Annotated in this window: 12 protein-coding genes, 1 tRNA gene and 1 pseudogene; 8 read left to right on the top strand and 6 right to left on the bottom strand. The window is 66.4% G+C overall.

Features of this window, described 5'->3' with window-relative positions; translation table 11 throughout:
• Positions 1-72: 72 nt before the first annotated feature.
• Positions 73-1,272 (top strand): glycoside hydrolase family 16 protein, encoded by a 1,200-nt coding sequence (locus KY501_RS02390; RefSeq protein ID WP_224360761.1) that lies wholly within the window; start codon positions 73-75, stop codon positions 1,270-1,272.
• A gap of 47 nt (positions 1,273-1,319) precedes the next feature.
• On the opposite strand, the gene KY501_RS02395 is transcribed toward KY501_RS02390, so the two are convergent.
• Positions 1,320-1,393: transfer RNA gene (locus tag KY501_RS02395), tRNA-Ile, on the bottom strand.
• Between the two features lie 421 nt (positions 1,394-1,814).
• Here KY501_RS02395 and KY501_RS02400 point away from each other — a divergent pair.
• Positions 1,815-2,399: a hypothetical protein gene (locus KY501_RS02400; RefSeq protein WP_224360762.1), complete on the top strand. Its 585-nt coding sequence runs from the start codon at positions 1,815-1,817 to the stop codon at positions 2,397-2,399.
• Between the two features lie 657 nt (positions 2,400-3,056).
• On the opposite strand, the gene KY501_RS02405 is transcribed toward KY501_RS02400, so the two are convergent.
• The 4 genes from KY501_RS02405 to KY501_RS02420 all read right to left on the bottom strand — a co-directional run bounded on the left by KY501_RS02405 (position 3,057) and on the right by KY501_RS02420 (position 10,370).
• Positions 3,057-3,215 carry a hypothetical protein gene (locus KY501_RS02405; RefSeq protein WP_224360763.1) on the bottom strand — a complete coding sequence of 53 codons (159 nt, stop codon included), beginning with the start codon at positions 3,213-3,215 and terminating at the stop codon, positions 3,057-3,059.
• A gap of 45 nt (positions 3,216-3,260) precedes the next feature.
• Positions 3,261-5,561, bottom strand: a complete 2,301-nt coding sequence (locus tag KY501_RS02410) for a Kelch repeat-containing protein (RefSeq protein ID WP_224360764.1) — start codon at positions 5,559-5,561, stop codon at positions 3,261-3,263.
• A 93-nt stretch (positions 5,562-5,654) separates the two neighbouring features.
• Complete coding sequence (locus KY501_RS02415) at positions 5,655-7,940, bottom strand: Kelch repeat-containing protein (RefSeq protein WP_224360765.1); 2,286 nt, start codon at positions 7,938-7,940, stop codon at positions 5,655-5,657.
• Positions 7,941-8,078: 138 nt separating this feature from the next.
• Positions 8,079-10,370, bottom strand: coding sequence for a Kelch repeat-containing protein (locus tag KY501_RS02420; RefSeq protein ID WP_224360766.1), 2,292 nt, complete (start codon positions 10,368-10,370; stop codon positions 8,079-8,081).
• A gap of 676 nt (positions 10,371-11,046) precedes the next feature.
• Here KY501_RS02420 and KY501_RS02425 point away from each other — a divergent pair.
• The 5 genes and pseudogenes from KY501_RS02425 (at position 11,047) to KY501_RS02445 (ending at position 16,073) form a co-directional block, all read left to right on the top strand.
• Positions 11,047-13,080 carry a serine/threonine protein kinase gene (locus KY501_RS02425; protein WP_224360768.1) on the top strand — a complete coding sequence of 678 codons (2,034 nt, stop codon included), beginning with the start codon at positions 11,047-11,049 and terminating at the stop codon, positions 13,078-13,080.
• Positions 13,081-13,185: 105 nt separating this feature from the next.
• On the top strand, positions 13,186-14,109 hold the full coding sequence (locus tag KY501_RS02430) for a DUF2381 family protein (protein WP_224360770.1): 924 nt from the start codon (positions 13,186-13,188) through the stop codon (positions 14,107-14,109).
• Between the two features lie 32 nt (positions 14,110-14,141).
• A pseudogene (gene sitA5, locus KY501_RS02435) lies at positions 14,142-15,077 on the top strand (SitA5 family polymorphic toxin); the annotation flags it as partial.
• A gap of 326 nt (positions 15,078-15,403) precedes the next feature.
• Positions 15,404-15,634, top strand: coding sequence for a hypothetical protein (locus tag KY501_RS02440; RefSeq protein ID WP_224360774.1), 231 nt, complete (start codon positions 15,404-15,406; stop codon positions 15,632-15,634).
• A gap of 85 nt (positions 15,635-15,719) precedes the next feature.
• Entirely contained in the window at positions 15,720-16,073 is a 354-nt protein-coding gene (locus KY501_RS02445) for a hypothetical protein (RefSeq protein ID WP_224360776.1), read from the top strand.
• A 977-nt stretch (positions 16,074-17,050) separates the two neighbouring features.
• On the opposite strand, the gene KY501_RS02450 is transcribed toward KY501_RS02445, so the two are convergent.
• Positions 17,051-17,986, bottom strand: coding sequence for a hypothetical protein (locus KY501_RS02450; protein ID WP_224360778.1), 936 nt, complete (start codon positions 17,984-17,986; stop codon positions 17,051-17,053).
• A 71-nt stretch (positions 17,987-18,057) separates the two neighbouring features.
• Here KY501_RS02450 and KY501_RS02455 point away from each other — a divergent pair, with 71 nt between their 5' ends.
• Positions 18,058-23,478 (top strand): alpha-2-macroglobulin family protein, encoded by a 5,421-nt coding sequence (locus KY501_RS02455; protein ID WP_224360780.1) that lies wholly within the window; start codon positions 18,058-18,060, stop codon positions 23,476-23,478.
• The last annotated feature ends 2 nt before the right edge of the window (positions 23,479-23,480 follow it).

A 23,480-nucleotide genomic window follows, 5' to 3' on the forward strand; every position in this document is an offset into this window, starting at 1 on the left:
AGCCCGCTTTACAGTCCGTCCCCGTAATTACCGAGTCGGCTCGATTGAGCCGCTCATACGAGGGAGGGTCCGATGCGAGGAAGCCAGACAGTTGGATTGAAGGGAGTGCTCGCGGCGCGGTGTATGGCGGTAGCGCTGGCGGTGTTGTGTACGACGGAGGCCTGGGCGGCCACGTCGGGGTACACGATCACGTCAGCGTCGAGCGTCCGGTTCAACGTGGACGGCGCGCCCTGGGCGGATCTGCACTACCAGATCAACGGGGGCACGCAGCTCAACTTCCGGATGGCGGTGAGCGGCACGAACAACACGTACGACGTGACGGGCGTGCCGAGCGGCGCGACGGTTCGCTATTTCTTCACGATCGGGAACTCGAGCGGCGGAGCCACGGATACGGCGTGGGCGCAGTTCACGATGACGGGGAGTGGAGGGGGCGGAGGCGGAGGGACGGGGACCTGGACGGTGGTGTGGGAAGACACGTTCAGCGGGACGGGCCAACCGAGCTCGGCCAACTGGAACTACCACGTGGGCAATGGCTACAACCAAGGGAGCTTCGTGGGTTGGGGCAACGGCGAGTGGGAGTGGTACCGGCCTGAGAACGCGTACCAGCAGAACGGCAACCTGGTGATCCGGGCGGACTACACGACGTCGCCGTTGGTGGTGGGGGGCCGCAACTGGTACCAGCGCTCGTCGCGCATCACGACGAAGGGGAAGAAGTGGTGGACGTACGGGCGGATCGAGGCGCGGATCGCGATGCCGAACAAGATCGGCACGTGGCCGGCGTTCTGGATGATGGGGACGGCGTGCGATGACGGCTACACGAGCAACTACGCGGCGCCGACGAGCTACTACGACGTGATGGCGACGAACTGGTCGAGCTGCGGCGAGATCGACATCATGGAGCACAAGAACGGGGAGGCGAACACGTACCAGAACCTGTTCTGGGACTCGCGGACGGGGCTGTACCCGTGGGGTGACGGGCTGAACAACCAGCAGCCGAGCAACATCTACGTGGGGGATGTGACGCAGTTCCACCTGTACTCGATCGAGTGGGATTCGACGCAGATCCGCTGGTACGTGGATCGCGAGACGCACCCGACGCCTGTGCACACGGTGGACATCACGGCGGCGAGCAAGGAGGAGTTCCGGAAGCCGTTCTACATCATCCTGAACCTGGCCTTGAGCGGGCAGTTCACGGGGAACGCGCAGCCGAACCAGGCGGACTTCCCGCTGTACATGTACGTGGACTACGTGCGGGTGTGGCAGAAGCAGTAGGCGGCCAACAAAAAGCCCCGCCCCCGAGCAACCGGGGACGGGGCCTGTGGCCAGGGTCGGACTTGAACCGACTACCTGCGGATTATGAGACCGCCGCTCTAACCAGATGAGCTACCTGGCCGTCGATGGGTGCCCCCTATAGCGGGCCCTGAGCCCCGCTGCAAGGGGGACGACACGGCTCAACGTTGTTCGGGGCCGTTGCCATCCCGCCGTTCACTCGGGAACAGCCGGTCTTGCTGCCCGTGGCCGAGCGACAATCCCGTAGTCGGGGTCCTCCTCGAGCCAGGGGGCATCCTGTGGCAATCCGTTTGCCCGTGTGAGTAGGCTTGCCGTACTTCCTTGCTTGGGCACGTCCTCCCTTCGCGAGAAGGCGTTCATGAAATCTCTGCTTCTGCTCCTCCTCCTGGGAGCAGCATGCGCGAGTCCGACCCCGGCCAACATGACGGCGCAAGATGCGCCCGTCCCTCGCGGACCGTGGTCGGAAGTGCCCGCTGTCGAGATGCCCACGGGGGACACCTCCATCCCCATCTCCTTGCTTCGAGATGTCGCGGGCGCTGCTCAAGCTCCCGGGCGCCAAGGTGTGTGACTGGGCAACGCAGCGGCCCATCGTGGGCCTGTCCACGGAGTACTGCTCGACGGTCTATGTGGCTGGAGATGGCGACTCCCTGTCCTGGCGGGTGTCCGAGCCCGTCGCGGGAAGCCACAAGACATGCAGGCCGTTCTTCGCGGTGAAGGATGACGACTACCCTCCCTCTCAGGTGTGGATCGTGGGGTACGTCCACAACCATCTGTGCGCCGCGCCGCCCTCATCGGATGATCTCGGTACATGGCCAACGGACGCGTTCAAACCCCTCGTGGCCATGGCGGAAGTTCGCTTGTGGCCGGGCAACCCGGCTCCAGCCCGCTACAAGAACACGGCCATTGAGATGGCCACAGCGCTGGTGGCCGAGCGCCAGGACGGCACGCGCATCTTCCTCCGCTGGTTTCCCACGGGCGAGGTCCAACAGTGGAGCAATGCCAAGTCGCGCTGGGTCACTCTCGGTACCTGTGCTCCAAACCGTCCCACTCTGCACGGCACGACCGCGCCTCGATGTCGTGATGGATCTCTGCAACTGTTGAGCGAGTAGACACCTGGCCTGGGGCGACGATCGGGCAGAAGAAACTCAAGCCATGAGGGACGGATTATGAAACGCAGCCCCCAGAACTCTGGTGCCGGGTTCAATGGAGGAAAGAGATGATCAAGGTGTGTGCACTGGCTGCACTCGCAGCGATGCTGCCCGGTTGTGTCAGGCCCGCTGTCTCCTGGAAGGGAGAGGTGAAGTGGCCGGAGACCGAGCAAGACGAGCAATCGATCAAGACTATCGTCCCTGTCACCGAGGCGGAGGCCACGATTGCCGCAGCGGCCGCCATCCGTGAAATGGTGAGAACCAACACGGATCCTGGACTCTTCTGGGGATGCTCCAGTCCCGCGCAGGGGATGGATGTCGCCGTCTTCACGGGTCCGACGCCGGGCCTGTATTACGTCGTGCTGGGCCAACGTTTTGATCGGTGCGGTGGCCCCAGCGGGCGCGTGCTCGACTGGTACTATGTGTACGCAGTCACTCCCCAAGGCGAGGTAGTAGCCGAGGCCCCAGTCCCGCCAGCACGGCCGCCTTCAGCCCCCTCCCCGAGCCCTCCTTCGCCCGAGCCAACACCCTCACCAGCCGGTCCCTCACTGGATACGGGCACCGGTACGCCCGCATCGGCGCCACCACCAGCCTCTTTTCCTCCGCCCGCGCCTGCCCCTACGCCTGCGGCTGTTCCTTCTCCAGCTTCACCGCCAACTCCCCCACAGCCCCCTGCTGCGCCAGGGTGAGTGCCCACACCCACAGGCACGCCGAGAATGCTGCAGCCTGCGAGCCCCCCGCTCCGGGAGGGACAGGCTCCAGTGAGAAGAGACTCAACAGATTTACGATGCTCGGCCAATGCGAACAGGGCCACTCCTTGACTCAAGGCGTGTAGAGATCCGCATAGGAGAGGGACGTCGTCCCATAGACGCCCCCCGTGACGAGCACCTGGCCGGAGGGGAGCAGGGTGGAGGTGTGAGCGTAGTGCGCCGCGGACATGGAGCCAGCGGCGGACCAGGAATTGGTGGCGGGGTCGTACAGCTCCGTGGAAGAGAGATTGCCGTTTGAGTTGTCTCCTCCCGAGACGAGGACCTTGCCGGAGGAGAGCAAAGTGGCATTGGGCACAGATCGGGGCGAGGTCATCGAGACGGTCGAGGACCAGGAGTTGGTGGCGGGGTCGTACACCTGTGTGTAGGGGCGGGCGATGATGTAATAGCCCCCAGCGACGAGCACCTTGCCGGAACTGAGCAGGGTGGCGGTGTGGAAGCCGAGGGGCGTACTCAGGGAGCCTGCGAGGGACCAGGAGTTGGTGGCCGGGTCGTACACCTCCGCGGAGGAGAGTTGAGCGCTGCTATTCCAGCCCCCCGCGACGAGCACCTTGCCGGAGCTGAGCAGGGTGGCGGTGAATTCATATCGGGCCGCGCTCAGGGAGCCTGCGGGGGACCAGGAGTTGGTGGCCGGGTCGTACACCTCCGCTTGAGCGAAAGTGGTGCTGCCATTCCAGCCCCCTGTGATGAGCACCTTGCCGGAGCTGAGCAGGGTCGCGGTGTGTTCGTAGCGCGCCGAGGCCATGGAGCCCGCGGAGGACCAGGAGTTGGTCACCGGATCGTACAGCTCCGCGGAGGAGACGGCACTGCTGCCATTGGTGCCCCCCGTGATGAGCACCTTGCCGGAGGGAAGCCGGGTTGCGGTGTGGAAGTAACGGGCTGAGGCCATGGAGCCTGCGGAGGACCAGGTGTTGGTCGCCGGGTCGTACACCTCCGAGGAGGAGAGAGAGGTGCTGCCGTTGTAGCCCCCCGTGACGAGCACCTTTCCAGAGGAGAGCAGGGTGGCGGTGTGGCGGGCGCGTGGCGAGGACATGGCGCTGGCTGCCGACCAACCACTGACCGCACATGCCGTCAGCCCGGAGACCGTGAAGGTACTGGAAGCTGAGAGTCCGTAAGCGTTGGTCACGGTAGCGGTGACGGTGGGAGTGACGCCCGACTGCGTGCAGGCTGGGGCCGTCCACACGATGCGGCTGGTGGTGGCGGTGTTCTGCGCTGCGGCCAGAGATCCGATGTTGGTATTCCAGGCAAACGTCAGCGAGCTGGACTGAGGGTCCAGGGCGATGACGTCAAACGTCACCGTCTGGCCCGGGGCGGTGGAGGTGGCCGACTGGTAGAAGTTGGTGACAAGGGGAGCGAAGCGGTTGGTGGAGGAGGTGGCGATGCAGAGGCTCAGAGAGCCCGTGTTCTGTCCGCCGCGCCCGTCCTGGACGGTGACCGTGAGCTGGCAGTTGTTGCACACGCCGGATGGAACGGAGGAGGGGACGAAGGAGGCGGCACTGGAAGTGGCGTTGGTCCAGGTGCCCGGGCAGGTGGCGGCCCACTGGTAGGCGAGGGTGTCGCCATCCGCATCGGAGGCGTTGGCGGAGACGGAGGTGGACTGGCCCGCATCCAGGCGGTTGAGAGAAGCGGAGACCCGGGAGACGACGGGGAAGAGGTTGAAGGAGATGTTGACGGCGGCGTTGCCGGTGGAGACGCCGGAGACGACGTTGACGACGAGTGAGACAGAGACGGCCGCGCCCTGGGAATCCGTCACGGTGAAGGTGAGGGTTTGAACGCCGACGGACGAAGGCGCCGTCCAGGAGGTTGTTGCGGCTGTGGGAGCGGAGAAGGTGCCGCCCGACGCCTTCCACGCCAGGGTGAGGGTGTCGCCCGCGTTGGGATCGTGAACCGTGGCCGTCAGAGAGAGGGAAGCCCCCGTCTGGACGGAGGTGGAGGAGGCCACGAGCGAGTCAATGACTGGAGCCTCATTGGCATAGGGAGGCGGGGGAGCCAACTCCTGGAGGGTGATGGCGACAGCGGTGGTCTGGTTGGCGGAGATGGTGACGCCGGAAGTCTGCCCCTGAAAACGCTTGGTATTGGAGGAGTCGAAGGCCTCGGCGAGGAACGCTCGGCTGGAGCCAGCGGGGATGTTGCCGATGAGGCCGCCCCAGGTCCCGTTGGACTTGGCCAATTCAACGACGAGGGAAGGCATATCCGAGGCGGAGACGGTCACCTTGACGCGGGTGATGTCACTGGCGGAGAGCGCCCGCTGGGCGGTGGCAACGAGTTGGACGGAGCCTGTGGGCGGAGAGGAGCAGGCGGCAAGGGAGAGCAGCAGCAGTACGGCCAGGAACGAGTGACGGGGATGGATTGGCAAGGCGTGCCCTTCAGGGTGGAAACGAGTGAAGCGGCGAGCCTCGTATGGCAGGCCCGCCGTGTGTCTGGTCTGGAAGCCAATGACTCGCAGGGCTCAGGGCGTGTACAGTTCCGCTGTCGAGAGGTCGTTGCTGCCATTGGTGCCGCCATTGACGAGCACTTGGCCGTTGGGCAGCAGCGTCGCCGTGTGCTGGTAGGCACGCGAGGCCACGGAACCGGCCGCGCTCCAGGTGCCCAGGTCCGGGTCGTACACCTCCGCCAGCCTGGCGCTTCCGCCATGGACGAGCACATGGCCGTTGTTCAGCAGCGTCGCTGGGTGCTGGTAGTGAGATTCAGCCATGGAGCCTGTCGCGCTCCAACGGCCCGAGGCCGGGTCGTACAGCTCCGCCGTCGTCAGGGCACTGCTCTGGTTGGTTCCCCCCGAGACGAGCACTTGGCCGTTGGGCAGCAGCGTCGCCGCATGGAAATGCCGAGGCGAGGCCATGGAGGCGGCAGCACTCCAGGAGCCCAAGGCAGGATTGTACAGCTCCGCCGTCGCCAGGGTTGCGCTACTGCTTGTGCCCCCCGAGATGAGGACCTTGCCAGAGGGCAGCAGCGTTGCCGTGTGGTTCCCGCGAGCTTCAGCCATGGAGCCTGTCGTGCTCCATGAGCCCGAGGCGGGATCGTACACCTCCGCCGTCGCTGTGAAGCCGCCACTGACTCCCCCCGCGACGAGGACCCTGCCGTCGGACAGCAGCGTCGCCGTGTGCTGGCTGCGGGGCGAGGCCATGGAGCCTGTCGCGCTCCAGGAGCCCGAGGCTGGATCGTACACCTCCGCCGTCGCGATGCGGCCGCTCACACTGAATCCCCCCGCGACGAGGACCTTGCCAGAGGGCAGCAGCGTCGCCGTGTGGTAGTAGCGAGGCTCGGCCATGGAGCCTGTTGCGCTCCAGGAGCCCGAGGCTGGATCGTAGACCTCCGCCGTCGCCAGGGTGCCGCTACCGACTCCCCCCGCGACAAGGACCTTGCCGTTGGGCAGCAGCGTCGCCGTGTGGATGCGGCGAGGCGCGGCCATGGAGCCCGTCGAGGCCCAACCTGAGTTGGCACAGACAGGCAGCCCCGTCACCTCGAAGCTCTTCGTGGCCGTGACGTTGAAGGCGTTGATGACGGTCGCGGTAATGCCAGGGGTCATGCCCGCCGAGACACAGGCGGGGGCCGTCCAGGTGATGCGGCTGGTGGAAGCACTGTTGGCTGGCGTGCCCAACGAGCCTGTGGTGGCATTCCAGGTAAACGTCAGGGAACTGGACTGGGGGTCCATGGCGGTGACGTCAAAGGAGACCGTCTGGCCTGGGGCGGTGGAGGTGGCGGACTGGTAGAAGTTGGTGAAGAGGGGTGCGAAGCGAGTGGAGGAGGAGGAGGCGACGCACAGGTTGAGAGAACCCGTGGTGTGCCCGCCGCGTCCGTCCTGAACCGTGACGGTGAGCTGGCAGTTGTTACAGGCGCTGGTCGGGACTGAGGAGGGGACGAAGGATGCGGAACTCGAGGTGGCGTTGGTCCAGGAGCCCGGGCAGGTGGCGGTCCACTGATAGGAGAGAGCATCACCGTCTGCATCGGAGGCGGTGGCGGAGACGGAGGTGGACTGGCCGGCATCCAGGCGGCTGAGGGAGGCTGAAACCTTGGAGACGAGGGGGAAGAGGTTGAAGGAGATGTTGATGGCGGCGTTGCCGGTGGAGACGCCGGAGACGACGTTGACGACGAGAGAGACAGAGACAGCCGCGCCCTGAGAGTCCGTCACGGTGAGTGTGAGGGTTTGCACTCCCACAGAGGAAGGAGCCATCCACGAAGTGGTGGCCGCGGACGGAGCCGAGAAGGAGCCGTTGGAGGCCGTCCAGGCTAGGGAGAGGGTGTCGCCGGCGTTGGGATCATGAACCGTAGCAGTCAGGGAGAGGGAAGCACCCGTCTGGACGGAGGTGGAGGAGGCCACGATGGAGTCAATGACGGGGGCCTCATTGGTATAGGGGGGAGGAGGAGCAATCTCTTGCAGGGTGATGGCCACCGCGGTGGTCTGGTTGGCGGTGATGGTGATGCCGGATGCCTGACCCTGGAAGCGTTTGGTGTTGGAGGAGTCGAAGGCCTCGGCGAGAAAGGCCCTGTTGGAGCCGGCGGGGATGTTGCCGATGAGGCCACCCCAGGTGCCATTGGACTTGGCCAGCTCGACGACCAGGGGGGATATATCCGCCGCAGAGACAGTGACCTTGACGCGGGTGACGTCACTGGCGGAGAGGGCCTGCTGGGTGGAGGCGGCGAACTGGACGGAGCCGGTGGGCTGAGAAGAGGAGCAGGCCGCAAGGCAGAGCAGCAGCACAGTGGGGAGACGGCAGAGACTTGATATTCTGGACATGGCTCGTCCTTGCGAGTGAGAGGGAGTGAGAGGGAGAGGCATCAAAGACAAACAGCTCCCCATCCCCCCCGCCGCGGAGGGCTGCGGCAGGAGAGGGCGGGGAACCTCGAAGGGATCATCTGCCCGGAGGTAGCGCTCTCAGGGCGTGTAGAGCTCTACGGAGGTGGTTACGCCGGCCGCGTTGTAGCCGCCCGCCATGAGCACCTTTCCGGAGGGCAGCAGGCTGGCGGTGTGGATCACGCGAGCCGTCGCCATGGCCGCGGTCGCGGACCAGGAGTTGGTGGCTGGATTGTACAACTCTGCTTCGGTATGGGCGGCGCCATTGTAGCCGCCCGTGATGAGCACTTTTCCGGAGGGCAGCAGCGTGGCGGTGTGCTGGAAGCGCCCCAAGAGCATGGTGCCCCCGGAGGACCAGGAGTTGGTGGCCGGATCGTACAAGTCCCCGGTGCCGGGGGCTCCGTAGCCGCCCATGACAAGCACCTTGCCGGAGTTGAGCAGCGTGGCGGCGGCGTTGAAGCGCGCCGCTGACAGTGCGCCAGCGGAGGACCAGGAGTTGGTGGCCGGGTCGTACACCTCCGCGGAGGCGGTGCCAATGCTATTGGCGATGGCCCCTCCTGCGACGAGCACTTTGCCCGAGGGCAGCAGCGTGGCGATGTGGGCAGCCCGCCGAATGGCCATGCTGCCAGCGGGGGACCAGGTATTGGTGGCGGGATCATACAGCTCCGCGGAGGTGAGACTGCTGCCGTTGTAGCCACCTGAGATGAGCACCTTGCCGGAGTTGAGCAGGGTTGCGGTGAAGTCGTGGCGGGCCGTGGCCATGGGCGCGGCGGAGGACCAGGAGTTGATGGCTGGGTCGTACACCTCGGCGGAGGCGAAGTAGGTGCCGTTATTGGAGCCCCCCGCCACGAGTACCTTTCCGGAGGGCAGCAGGGTGGCCGTGTGGCTGGTGCGGGCTTGGCTCATGGAGCCAGCGGCGGACCAGGAGTTGGTGGCGGGGTTGTACAATTCGGCGGAGGCCAGGGTGGCGGAAGCGCCGCCACCGCCCGTGACGAGCACCTTCCCGGAGTTGAGCACCGTAGCGGTGTGGATGTGGCGCCCTGCGTTCAAGGCGCCTGCGGTGGTCCAGCCTGTGGCGCACGTCGGCAGGCCGGAAACAGAGAAGGCCTGAGAGGATGAGAGACCGTAGGCATTGGAGGCGGTGGCGGTGACGATGGAAGTGACACCCGACGGAGTGCAGGAGGGCGCCGTCCACACGATGTGGCTGGTGGTGACGGTGTTCTGGGCGGTGGCGAGCGAACCCGTGGTGGCACTCCAGGTAAACGTCAGGGAACTGGACTGAGGGTCCAGGGCGGTGACGTCAAAGGAGACCGTCTGGCCTGGAGCGGTGGAGGTGGCGGACTGGTAGAAGTTGGTGAAGAGGGGAGCGAAGCGAGTGGTGGAGGAGGAAGCGACGCACAGGTTGAGAGAGCCTGTGGTGTGCCCGCCGCGTCCGTCCTGAACCGTGACGGTGAGCTGGCAGTTGTTACAGGTGCTGGCCGGAACAGAAGAGGGAACGAAGGACGCGGAGCTCGAGGTGGCGTTGGTCCAGGTGCCTGGACAGGTAGCAGCCCACTGGTACGAGAGGGTATCGCTATCGGCATCCGAGGCGGTGGCGGAGACAGAGGTGGACTGCCCTGCGTCCAGGCGGTTGAGAGAGGCCGACACCTTGGAGACGACGGGGAAGAGGTTGAAGGAGATGTTGACGGCGGCGTTGCCGGTGGAGACACCAGAGACCACGTTGACGGCGAGGGAGACGAAGACGGCTGCGCCCTGAGAATCCGTCACCGTCAGGGTGAGGGTCTGGACGCCCACGGAGGAGGGGGCTGTCCACGAGGTGCTCGAAGCAGAGGGAGCAGAGAAAGTGCCGCCGGTGCCTGTCCACGCCAGGGTAAAGGTGTCGCCCGCGTTGGGATCGTGAACCGTGGCGGTCAGTGAGAGAGAGGCCCCTGTCTGGACGGAAGTGGAGGAGGCCACGAGCGAGTCAATGACGGGAGCCTCGTTGGCATAGGGAGGAGGGGGAGCAATCTCTTGCAGTGTTATCGCCACCGCGGTGGTCTGGTTGGCGGTGATAGTGATGCTGGAAGCCTGACCCTGGAAGCGTTTGGTGTTGGAGGAGTCGAAGGCCTCAGCGAGAAAGGCCCTGTTGGAGCCGGCGGGGATGTTGCCGATGAGGCCACCCCACGAGTCATTGGACTTGGCCAGCTCGACGACCAGGGGGGACATATCCGCGGCAGAGACAGTGACCTTGACGCGAGTGACTTCACTGGAGGTGAGGGCTTGCTGGGTGGAGGCGGCGAACTGGACGGAGCCGGTGGGCTGGGAGGGTGGAGAGGTGCAGGCTGCGAGGCAGAGCAGCAGCAGAGGGGCGAGTGTGCAGAGACGCGGGTGCATGGGCACGACTTGTCCTTGAGGGTAGCGGTGGCGTTGTGAAGGGACTCACGCTGATAACGGGCTACGTCGCGTTCAGTGGCAAGATGAGGTGAGTGGGCAAGTCGCGCAAATTCACTGAAGTGGGGCCGAGCAGATCCGCTTCAACGTGGATGAGCCGATGAGAAGGAAAATGATGCAGAAATTCGCGGCCTGCTGAAGTGCGAGGTGTTGGCCCGTGGTGCGCGACACTCTAGGTCGCTGAAGACAGCGACTCCTTGTCCTGGCGCGTGTCCGAGCCCGTTAGCGTCACCGCCATCTCCCCCAGCGTCCCCCGCTGCGCCAGGGTGAGTGCCCACGCCCACCCCAGAACCCTTGAAAACAAGAACCCCCGGGGCCATGGAGATGTGAAGAGTTCCGGCATGGATGACCCTCGGTGGAGGAGGGGTTGAGCACCGCACCCAGGCGGCTGCGGGGCTCTATACTCCAAGGGTTGACGGGCGAGTAGACCCAATGCGTCGGTCCTGGCCCGCCGCTCCACGGCCTGTCATCCGCAAGAGAGGCGCATCCCGAGGATGATTCCGCATTCTGTTCTGGTAGCGTCGCGCACTACCCAGGAGGTTGAGTCCATGCGCGAGGTTGCTCCCATCACTCCGGCTGCGCCGCCGCTCCTGAGCGAGGGGCCGTCGGGAGTCCGCCCATGAGCGGGCGCGAGGAGGAGGGTGTTCCGGAGGTGTCACCCGGAACGGATGTGGGGGGCTACGTGGTGGAAGCCCAGCTCGGCGAGGGAGGGTTCGGCACCGTGTTCCTTGCGCGGCGGGGAGGTGAGCTCTACGCGTTGAAGCTGCTGCCGCTGGAGGAGGTAGGGGAGTGGGCCGTGCGGGAACTGCTCAACCTGGCGAAGGTTCAGCACCCCCACGTGGTGCGCCTGCTGGGGCACGGCCAGTGGCCGGACAAGGCCCCCCGCTACTTCGTCATCGTCATGGAGTACGTGCCGGGCCGGCGCCTGGACGTGTGGGTGAGCACCGAGAACCCCTCGGCGCGCGAGGCGGTGCGCAAGGTGCTGGGCGTGGCGCGGGCGCTCGTTGCCCTCCATGGGGAGAAGGTGATCCACCGGGATGTGAAGGAAGCCAACATCCTGGTGCGCGATTCCTCCGGCGAGGTGGTGCTGGTGGACCTCGGTGTGGGGGGCGACGAGGAAGCCGGGTGGCGGACCGGGGGTTTGCTGCCGCCAGGGACGCCGGACTATCGCAGCCCCGAGGCCTGGCGCTTCGAGCGGGAGAACAAGGGCGTACCGGGCGCGCACTACCGCTCCATGCCCTCGGATGACTTGTACGCGCTGGGGGTGGTGCTCTACTGGCTGCTGACGAACCGCAGGCCCTTCTACGTGAGGAAGCGGAAGGACGTGGACCCCGTCCTGATCGAGGCGCCCACGCCTCCCCACCTCCTCAACCCTCGGGTCCCCGTGGAGCTGAGCGAGCTGTGCCTGCGGCTCTTGGCGAAGAAGCCCGAGGAGCGCCCCGCGGATGCGCAGGAGCTGTGCGAGGCACTTTCGGCGGTGCTGGAACGACAGGAGGCAATCTGGGAGGCGCCGCTGTGTGAAGTCTTCAGCGTGCACACCCTCACCACGCGCCTGGGCCCCGGGGCAGACGAGGTGGCGCACTACCTGAAGGCGTCGCGAGAGGCCGAAGCGCGGCCCCGGCGAGGCGTGCGCCCTCTTGTGGTGGTGGAGGGTGAAGCTCCCGCAGCAGTTGAAGACGCCGCACCTCCTCGCGCTCTTCCTGGCTCTTCTCCCGCCGCGAGCCCTCCCATGCCAGCCATGGCGGCACTGGCCCTTGCCGCTCCACCTGAGGCCCCTGTCGTCCTCTCCGTCGAGGCCGTGCCGCCTGCGCCCGTGGCCCCGGTCTCGGCGCCCGATCAAGTTCCGCCGTCACCTGCGAGCGCCAGGGAGCGGCAGCCAGCATCGCGGGCCAGGCGCGTCCCATGGCTGGTGGTGGCGGGGCTGATCCTCACGGGGGTTGTGGGGGGAGGCGGGGTCTGGTTTTGGGCGGCCTCGTCCCGTACCGCCAGCCCGCCACCGTTCGCCGCTGGGACTGGCGGAGAGCCGCGCGCCTGGCGTTTCGAGGACGCGCCGGAGGTGACCTGGAAGGTAGGCAGGAAAGTGGCGCCGCCCTGGAAGCCGCCGGAAGCTACCGAGCAGGGAGAGGCTTCCATGAAAGACCCACAGCAGAAGCAGCAGAAGCAGCAGAAGGGCCTCGGTCCCGTGGGCAGGGCCATTGCCACGGGTGCCTGCATCACAGCGGCTTGCACGGGGCCCCAGGTTCGCCCCGAGCCTCCCTCCGAGTCGTGTCCTCCCGGCGCTCTCAAGACCATGGCTGGACTGGGCATCAACATCGGCGACGAAGCGGATGCGGTGCTCACCCCCGGACCGGTGGGCCGGATCATGTCCGTGAGGGAGGGGGGGAGCAGCATGAGGCTCCTCGGGAAGCCATTCGACAACCTGCCCTCGAACCCGATCCTGAAGGGGCGACTCATCTTTGGGGCGGAGCGCGTCTACGGGCGGTTTACCCTGGTACAAGAGAGGGATGGCACCCGCACCTGGCCTGTCTGCTTCGAGTTGGCGGACGCCGAGCACGACCGTGGAATGAAGATGGAGAGTGGTTCGACGGCCGACACGGCGAGTGTGGGGAATACTGGGAGGGTGGTAGCGGTGGATCGCTTCCAGGGACGCTGACCCGGGCGGGGCTCCCGGAGCGAGTGACGCTCTCGAGAGGGAAGGCGTGGTAGAGGCGACCTCCCAGGACGCTCAGCCGCGTCCCCACTCAGGAGGTTCTGTTCCGTGTTCAACTCGTCCCCCGCCGCTCTTTTGGCGCTGGCGCTCCTCGTGGGCGCCACAGCCACCGCGCAGCCGCGAGCCGTCCCCTGCGAAACGGGGACACGGCGTATCGAGCTGAAGACGGAGCCCACCGGAGAAGTGCCCGAGCTGTGCATCGGTCCCGAGCTGTCCACCGTGTTCCTCTTCTACGGCGCGGAGCTCCTCAGTCATGGAGTAGCCGTGGACGGACGGGAGCGCTTCACCGTGGTGGAGGTGAGCAACACCGTGCTTCGGCTGGTTCCTTCGGGCCGTGTCACGCCGGGAGAGCGATTCCGGCTGATGGTCCGCTTCAAGGATGAAGAGGCTCCGGCGAGCGCGGCCTTCTGGCTGGTGGTGTCCCCCGGGCAGGTGGAGCCCCTCGTGGAGGTGTACCGCGAGAAGCGCACCCTGGAGTCCTACCAGCAGGAAGTGCAGGAGAAGGACACCCAGCTCCACCAGTGCCAGGAGGACAACAAGAGCCTGCTCGCCGAGAAGGACAGTCCCGGGCGACTCACGGGCTTGGTGGCTACCGGGCTCATGAATGAGGAGGGGATCGCCCGCAAGCACATCTCTTTGAGCATCGGGATGCACCCTGGGAATGCCGCCGAGGTGGTTCGGGCCTACAGCTATCGTTCCAACCGCACGGTGGCTGTCATGATGTGGCTGGATGGCATCACGCGAACGCAGCCCTTACGAGTGGTCAGAGCGGAATTGGTGGGGCCAGGACGCCGCCCGTTGCGTGTGTACCCACCCTGGCAAGCCGAGCCCCTCAGCTACGACGTGAAGGACCGGCGCGTGGTGATCGAAGCGGACGCCACGGAGGCAGAGAGCCGTGGCAGCTTCACGCTCAAATTGTGGGATGCGGGGGGGACCCGGAGCATCATCGTCACGGGTGTGACGTTCCCGTAGACTGGAAAACTCCTCGCTCAGGAGGGCGTCTCATGGCATCTCGTCTGACCGTAGCGGTCGTGCTGTTGGCGCTGCTCAATGCGTGTGCCTCGCAGCGAGTGGTATGCCTCGACACGGGCCAGGAGGCGCCCATCGAGTACAGGCCGCCGACCTCGAACAAGTCCGTGAGGGTGGGCGCCGAAGCGTTCGAGGAAGCGTTGACGCAGTGGGTACTGAATGCGCCCCTCACCCTCCGTCCACCCCAGCAAGGTGGGCTGGTGCGCGCCTCCTATCCGAGCGACGCCTCGGATGCGCGCTGGCAGAGCCTGATGAGCAAGAGCTTCGGCGGCATCTGCGAGCCGGGCCAGCGCAAGGAAAGCTGCCTCTCCCTGCTCGATGATGTGATGGGCCTGAGCAAGTGGGACAAGCTGGGGGTGGCCCTGGGCCTGTCGCTCGATCCCCTCAAGGAGAGTATCGCCAAGGCGGTGGAGAAGACGCTGGCCCCCCAGCTCTTCTACACGGTGATCGCCACGGGGCTCATCACCTGGGCCGTGTTGGCGGCCAACCCCGAGCCCGTGTTTACCAAGGCGGCGGCGGTCGTGTCGGCGGCGCTGTTGATCTACCTGGGAGTGGAGACGTTCCTGGAGTTGGTGGATGCGAGCCGGGAGTTGAAGTGGGCCAGTGACCGGGCAACCACTTGGGAGGAGTTGGAGCGGGCCAGCAAGCGCTTCGCGAACCGTGTGGGGCCGGAGGTGGCCCGCGTCTTCGTGTTGGCGGTGACGGTGGTGGTGAGCCACGGCATGGCAGGGGGCTCGGCATGGCTGGCCTCAAGGCTGGCGATGCTGCCCAGCTTCACGGAGGCGGCGGCGCTGGGGTCCTCACAACTGCGCCTCACACTTTCGGAGATAGGACAGGTGAGCGCGGTTGCAGTTTCCGCCGATGGCACCATCACAATTACCCTGGCTCCCACGGCGGTCGCCATGACAGCAGGGAAGACAATCTCAGGCGGGGGCACCTCAGAGGGAGCATTGGAAATCGCTGAGGCCGGAGGACGACATGCAGGCTTCATGAGAAACTACCAGGGGAAGCCACCCGGCGAATTACGTAGGGGCATTGACTCACTCAAGAAGCAGATCGCAGAACACAAAGACAAGATCGCCAACCCGGAGAAATACATTCCCAACTGGAAATCGTTGGACCCAAGGCAGCAGAACGCATTGATTGATAAGAAATGGCCATCGGATATCCAGCGGCAGACTGAGCAGTTGGAAATCCTCGAAGGGCTGCTGAAGAAAGCCCTAGGGAGCGGCCCGACATGAGTGTCGATCTCTATCTTCGCGATCTAGGCATCCTTCTCAAGGAGAAGGCACTAGAAGCCAAGGAGGAGAGTAGAACTGCACCGGAGGACGAACGTGCATTTACGCTTGGACGTTTGATGGCATTTCACGAAGTCATCTCCCTCATGCAGCAACAAGCTCATGCCTTTGGGATCACTTTGGAGGAACTAGGCTTGGACGACATTCAGCCAGAAAAGGATCTCGTATGAGATGAATCATGAGTCCATGGGAATCGAAGCGCACGCCTGAGCGAGTGCATTCAGGTCTTCCAGGTGAATTGAGCGGTGATATTACGTGCAGGACAAAGTCACCATGGATTGGACATACGTGATGACCGGGCTCGACGCGCACCTCTCGGACGAAAAGGTTCGCTGCGACGTGGAGGAGTTTTTCAATGCTGTGGGGCGTCGACTCGACGTCGATGGCGAGGCGGTCGTTTTCCCCCCAGAGACTCGAGTCCACGTTGTGGAGAAAATGCTGGTTCGCAACCCCGAGGTTCGCGGCGGCGGGTACTTCCTGGTCAAGTCCGTCCTCAATCCCACCTTCCAAGACGGGAAGTACACCGGTCGCGCTCTCTCGGGGACGCTGAAGATCATGTACGATCTGGAGGGCGGCTGGCTGGACGAGTTCTATTCACGCGCGGCCTGATTTCGCCGACTCGCCCCACAACCCGGCTGAGGACGCGTTGCTCAAGCTCCCGGGCGCCAAGGTGTGTGACTGGGCGGCGCAACAGCCCATCGTTGGTCTGTCCACGGAGTACTGCTCGACGGTCGATGTCGCTGGAGACGGCGACTCCCTCGTTGGTTTCCCACGGGTGAGGCCCAACAGCGGAGCAATGCCAATTCTCGCTGGGTCACTCTCGGTCACTGCGCTCCAGGCAACCTCACTGGGCACGGTATGACCGTGCCTCGATATGGAACGCAGCGCCCAGAGTTCTGTTGCTGGGTGCGATGGAGGAAAGAGATGATCAAGGTGTGTGCACTGGCTGTACTCGCAGCGATACTGCCTGGCTGTATCAGGCCCGCTGCCTCCTGGAAGGGAGAGGTGAAGTGGCCGGAGACCGCGCAAGACGAGCAATCGGTCAAGCTCATCGTCCCTGCCATCGAGGCGGAGGCCGCGATTGCCGCAGCGGCCGCCATCCGTGAAATGGTGAGAACCAACACGGATCCAGGACTGTTCTGGGGATGCTCTACTCCCGCGCAGGGGATGGATGTCGCAGTCTCCACAGGCCCCACGCCGGGCCTGTATTACGTGGCGCTGGGCCAACACTTCAATCGGTGCGGTGGCCCGCGTGGGCGCGTGCTCGACTGGCACTATGTGTACGCAGTCACTCCCCAAGGCGAAGTGGTAGCCGAGGCCCCGCCACCCCGAGCAGAACCGCTTCCGGCCGAGCCCGAGCCCTATCGCCCAAGCCCTCCTTCGCCCGAGCCAACTCTCCCACCTGCCGTTCTCCCACCGGACACGGGCACCGGTACGCCCGCGTCGGCGCCACCATCGGCCTCTTCTTCTCCGCCCGCGCCAGCCCCTACGCCTGCGGCTGTTCCTTCTCCAGCGTCACCGCGACCTGGCGAGACGAAGTTCTAAGGATTCATAAGCTGGGCCGAAGCCCTTGATGAATCATGAATTCATGGGAGTGGACGGCCAGCAGTTCCCAATGTCTGGAGAGCCCACTGCGTGGCCTCGTCCGACGCGGGGGCGGTGGCGCTGCGCCCGAACCTCCCGTTCTCCCGACGACAGGCTCGTAGGGCGGCGCGATGCCGCTCAATCGAAGGCTCATCGATCCTCCCGCGCAGCGCCTCCAGCGCCTGCACGGTGTACTGCACACGGGCCAGCCCGGACGGATAGGTCGAGAACCCACCTTCTGGTTCGGCGCGAGTCAGAAGGTAGCTCAGGCAGCGAGCATGAAGCTCGGCGGCCCCTGGCAGGCCCCGCTCCGAGACGAGCCGCAGGAGCGCCTCCGCGTCGAGGTGCTCGTGCAGCCCCACGGTTCGAGCACCGATGCCGCCCACATGCCCGAAGCCACCATCCGGACGGGCCAACTCCGTCAGCCGCTTCATCACCCGAGCCAGCTCCTCCGGCCCCACCTGCGTGCCTTCCTTCTCCAGCCGGGACCGGAGCGAAGAGAGCGAAACCTCGGCGCGGTGGACCCCCATTCCGACAGCCACGAGCAGCACCACGGCTCCGAGCGTGAGGACCTCGTCCAGCCCGGTCCGGAAGGGCCCCACCCATCGAAGGAGCGCCCCCAGCAGTGGAGCCGCCACGAAGAAGCCTGCCAGGGTCAACCCGCTGAGCAGGAAGTATCCAGCCACCGCCTCGGACAGGCTCCGGTCGGCATCGAAGGTCCTCTCCCACCGCATCCAGCGGACCCTGACCACGCCCTGCATGACCATGCCCCCTGCCAGCGGCGAGGGAAGGTTGAGGATCGTCGAGACCGTGACGGCCAGCATGGCCCGGACGACGCTCCCCGCCAGGGCCCAGGTGGCGAGCGAAGCGACGATGGGCACCATCAGCCCGGCCAGAGCGGCTCTGTTGCAGGCAGCCCGGTGCGGAGAGGAGTTCATTCGTCCGATAGATTCTATTCAGGCTTGGTGCGTTGATGCTCCCACGCACGTTTCAAGCCCGGAGTCTCACCGTGTCCCACCCTGCTCGCCGCGCGGCCCTGCTCCTGTTGGCCACCGGCCTCGTGGCCTCTCACCTCGCACTTGCCGCCACAGCCGCCCCCACCCCGAGTGTCCCGGAGGCCGAGCAGTCCGAGTTCGACGGAGCCAACCGCTCCCTGGCCGAGCAGTCGATGTCCCGCGCCTGTGAGGCGTTCCGCACCTTCCTCCGCAAGCATCCGTCCTCCGCGCTCGCCTCCGAGGCGAAGGTGAAGGGAGACCGGGCCTGCCTGCTCTCGGGAAAGGACAGCTCCGGCGCGCTGCAGTCGCTCCGGGCGGCGGCGGGGGAGGGGCCGGCGGATCTGCCTCGGGCCCTGGCCCATCTCACCCTGGTCGAGCGCGGTGAGACCTGGATGAGTCGGGGCAACCGGGACCGCACGTCCGTCGCCCTCGAGCAGCTCGAGGCCGTGGCGCGCGGCTCCGGCGGCCGGTGGGCCCAGGAGGCGCGCGGGCTGTTCTTCCGCACGGCGCTCAACCAGATGGAGCAGCAGACCTACAACACGAAGCTCGTGGAGGGACTCTGTGAGCGCATGCTGTCCCTGGAGCCCTCTGCTCGCGACCGCGCCCACGCCCTCCTCGTGAGAGCGCGCGCCTGGATGCAGACGGGACAGAAGGACCGCATCGCTCGCGCCGAGAAGGATCTGCTGGAGCTGGGCCGCGGCCAGACCGAATACGCCGACGATGCTCTCTTCTGGCTGGGCCAGCATCAGGAGGGCACAAGCCAGTACCCGGCGGCGCTCTCGCTCTACGAGCAGATCGTCTCCCGCTTCAACGGCACCACGAGCAACGTGTTCGATCAGGCGCGCTCGCGGATCGAGGAGATCAAGCGCCCTCGGCTCTCCGTCGGCACGCAGTACATCGAGCAGCCCGGCGTGAAGCCGACGCTGAACATCTCCTTCCGCAACCTGACGGACGTCACCCTCACCCTGCGCCGCGTGGATCCGCTCCAGCAGAGCCCTGAGAAGGTCATGAGCTCCTCCCCGATGGGAGCTCCTGGCGAAGTGGTGAAGCGCTGGACTCGGAAGCTCACCGCGCCCTCTCCCTACGCCCCCAGCGCCGTGCAGGAGACGATCGAGGTGCCTGGCGCGGGCGCCTGGATCGTGGAAGCCTCCAGTAACAAGGAGAGCGCCTCCGACTGGCTGTTGATCACCACGCTGGCCATGGAGGTCAAGGTCTCGCCGAAGGAGGTCGCGGTGTTCGTGGCGAACGCGATCACCGGTGAGGCCGCCAGGAACGCGGACATCGTCGTCTACACCCGGAGCTACGACAACCAGGTGCGCGACACTCGGCTCCAGGGCCGCACGGATGAGATGGGCCTTGTTCGGCTCCCACTGAACATCCCCGGTCGCCTCCAGAGTCTCACCGCCTGGGCGAGCGCCGGAGGCCAGCTCGCGTTCTCGAACGGCTGGGCCCATGGGTACGGCTCGGACGAGCAGCGCGAGTGGCTCGCGTACGTGCTGACGGACCGGCCGCTCTACAAGCCGGGCGAGACCGTGGGCGCGAAGCTGTTCCTCCGAGACCGGGCGAATGGCCCCTCGACTCCCGTCGCGGGGAAGACCGTGCGCGTGCGCGCCTATGACGCCCAGTCTCGCGAGGTCCTCTCGAAGGAGTTCACGACCAGCCCCTTCGGCACCGCGGCGTTCGAGATCCCGCTCGGCAAGGACGCGGCCCTGGGGCAGTGGCGCTTCGTGGTGGACGCCAGCTCGGGGAGCTACTCCTCCTTCCAGCAGGCCAACAACGTCTTCCGCGTGGAGGAGTTCAAGCCGCCGGAGTTCCTCGTGTCCGTGGAGCCCGTGGGCAGCCCGTCGCCGGGTCAGGCCGTCAAGGTGCGCATCTCCGCCTCGCGCTACTCCGGCGGCCCCGTGGCCAACGCGAACGGCCGGGCCATCGTGACGGAGCAGGGCTACGTGCACCGGTGGAGTCGCTGGGAGGATGACATCGATGTGGGCTGGGTCGACTACTCCGGCTACGGCGGCTACTCAGAGGAAGAGCGCTATTACGGCAGAGGCTGGCAACCCACCTACCGGCAGACGACGCTGACCTTCAAGACCGGCCCGGATGGCACCACCGAGCTGGAGTTGCCCAAGCCCGCGGACGCCGGGGATCGCAGCTACCAGGTCCAGGTCTTCGTCACGGATGCCAGCCGCCGCGAGGTCACCGGCAGCGGTGGCATCAACGTGTCCTCGACTCCCGTGTTCGTGGACGTGCGCAGCAACCGCTACCTCTACAAGCCCGGCGAGCCCATCCAGATCAAGCTGCGCGCCGAGGATGCAAACGGCCGCGGCCAGTCTCCCGCGGTGGAGCTGCGGCTCGTGCGACTCGAGAAGGATGGGCGCCAGAGCGTCATCCTGAAGCGCTCCGCGCAGCTGACGAACGGCCGGGGAGAGGCGGTGCTGGATGGCGACGCGGTGGGCCCTACCCGCATCGAGGTCCGCCGTCCCGGCGCTCCGGACACCGAGTCCCCCTACGCCGTCACCGACGTGTGGCTCACGAATGACGCGAAGCCGTTCGTTCCGCCAAACATGGGCTTCGCGCTCCTCACGGATCGTGCGCCGCTCGCCGTGGGTGGAACAGTCCGGGCGCTCGTGATCACTCCCACCGGCGGGGGGCATGTGCTCTTCACCATCGAGGGCCAGGAGCTGCACTCCGCCAAGGTGTTCCCGCTGAGTGGGCGCGCGCGCTTCGTGGAGTTGCCGCTCACCGCCGCCATGACGCCCAACGCCTGGCTCCATGTGGGTCGCTTCGAGCAGGGCACCTTCCTCCAGACGCAGGCCGTGGTGAAGGTGTCCGGCACGGACAACGCGCTCCAGGTGAACGTCTCGCACGGCTCGGAGCAGGTGGAGCCCGGCGCACCGCAGAAGGCCCGCATCGAGGTGAAGGGCGCGCAGGGCGAGGTGGAGCTCATGGTGTCCTCCGTGGACGAGGCGATCTTTGCCATCGCGTCCGATCGGACCGACGTGCTGTCCTTCTTCGGTCGCCGTCCGCAGCAACTCTGGGTGACCACCACATTCATGCAGAACCAGCGTTCGTTCCGGCCGATCCCTCGCAAGGACGAGGAGCTACTGCCGGTGGCCCAGGCCCCAGCGGACAGCCCCGCCAAGACGCCCGCGCCCGCCACCGCCGGGTCGACACGTGATGCCGACAAGGACGACGACGGGGCCGGAATGGATTTCGCCAGGGAGAAGAAAGCCAGCAATGCGGCGCCCGCGGAGGAGGAGGCCTCGAAGGCTGAGGCTCCGGCGCCCAGCCGAATGGCGGCCGCGAAACCGGGCGGTGGTGGCCCCACAGAGCCCCCCGTGAAGGTCCGCTCCAACTTCAGCTCGTCGGCGGGCTGGTTTCCCCAGGAGCGCACGAACCGGATCAAGGAGCTGGCGCTGACGGTGCCCGACTCTCTCACCCGCTTCCGCACTCTCGCGGTGGCCATGACGCAGGGTGAGCAGATGGGCCTGGGCAAGGCCACCTTCCGCACCGAGAAGCCTCTCATGGTCCGACTCCAGTCTCCTCGTTTCTTCACCGAGCGCGACGAGGTGACGCTCTCCGGCCTCGTGTCCAACCGGCTCGGCCGCCCGGCCTCGGTGCAAGTGTCGTTCAGCGCTCCCGGCTTCGAGCCTCTCGATGCCACCCAGCGCACCGTGGAGGTGCCCGCTGGCGGGGACACGCGCGTGGACGCGCGCTTCCGCGTCGTGAAGCCCGGGGACGTGACGGTCCAGGTCGTCGCCCGAGGCGGTGGAGCCCAGGACGCCATGGAGCTCACGCTGCCCGTGGTGATCCACGGCTCGGCGCAGCGAGCCGCGTTCGCCGGGCGGCTCTCGGACTCCGTGGAGCTCAAGGTGAAGCTCCCCGAGCAGCGCAACGCCAGCGCCACGCGCTTCGAGCTGACCGTCTCACCCACGCTCGTCTCGGTGATGATGGACGCGCTGCCCTACCTGGCGCAGTACCCGTACGGCTGCGTGGAGCAGACGCTCTCGCGCTTCGTGCCCGCGACGATCGCCGCCAAGACGGCACGGGATCTCGGTCTGCCGAAGTCCCGCGTGCCGGCGAACCTGGACGACATGGTCGACGCGGGCCTCAAGCGCCTCTACGGCTTCCAGCACGGGGACGGTGGCTGGGGCTGGTGGCAGACCGATTCGACGAACCGGTGGATGACCGCCTACGTCGTCTATGGCCTGGCGCTTGGCCGCTCCGCGGGCCTGAATGTGGATCCCGGCGTGCTGGAGCGGGGCCGCTCGTACCTCACCAGCCACCTTGGCGCGGCGCTCGGCAACCCCGAGGAGCACACCTGGATGCTCTACGCGCTCGCGTCCACGGGCAGCGTTCCCAAGGCCGGGCTCGACAAGGCCTTCGAGCGCCGGAGCAAGCTCTCGAACCGGGGCCGTGCGCTCCTCGCGCTGGCGCTGATCGCCGCGAAGGATCCGCGCGCGCGCATCGCCGTGGAGAACCTCGATGACATCCTCAAGGCCGCCCAGGAGCGCCAGGACGTCTCGGCCGGAGACGCCAACGACATCTGGCAGACCTCCGAGGCCATCGAGGCCACGGCGTACACGCTCATGGCCGTCTACCGATACGATCCCAACAGTCCCTGGGTGAAGCCGCTGACCGACTTCCTGGTGCTGCGCCGCAACGGCGGCAAGTGGCGCACCACTCGGGACACGGCCTTCTCGCTCTACGCCCTGTCGGAGCTCGCGGCGCGCGAGAAGGCGGCGGCGCGCTCCGGCTCCTTCATCGTCCAGGTGAACGGACGCGAGGCGGGGCGCGTGCGCTTCAGCTCCGGCGGCATGGATCTGACCGCTCCGGTGGTGCTCACGGACGCGGCGTTCCGGCCCGGCGAGAACACCGTGGTGCTCCAGCGCGACGGAGCCCCCGTCACCGGCTACTACGCCGCGACCTTCGACGTGTACAACCGCGATGAGAACGTGAAGGGCGTTGGCGGAGACGTGAAGGTGGTGCGCAAGTACACGCTCCTCGGCAAGCCCTCGGCCGCCTCCGAGCGCATGAGCGCCAGCGCCGAGTACGGCATGCCCGTGGAGTCCGGCATCCGCGTCCGCGTGGACCTGGAGGTGAAGGCCAACAAGGCCGTCGAGTTCCTCATGGTCGAGGATCTCAAGCCCGCGGGCTTGGAGGCCGTGGCGCTGCGGAGCGGCCCGGAGATCTGCAACTACCAGTGCGCCCACGTGGAGCTGCGCAATGACCGCGTGGCCTTCTTCCTGTCGCAGATCCCCGTGGGCGTGACGAAGCTCTCCTACGAGCTGCGCGCCGAGGCTCCGGGCCGTTTCCACGCCCTGCCAGCCCGGCTCGAGGCCATGTACGCTCCCGAGCTCCGGGCCACCTCCGACGAGATGCGGATGGAGGTCCGGGACGCTCCTGACCCCGGACAACAGGGCGTGGCCAAGGATTAGTG

The organism is Hyalangium versicolor, assembly GCF_020103695.1.
In the GTDB taxonomy this organism is placed as follows: domain Bacteria; phylum Myxococcota; class Myxococcia; order Myxococcales; family Myxococcaceae; genus Hyalangium; species Hyalangium versicolor.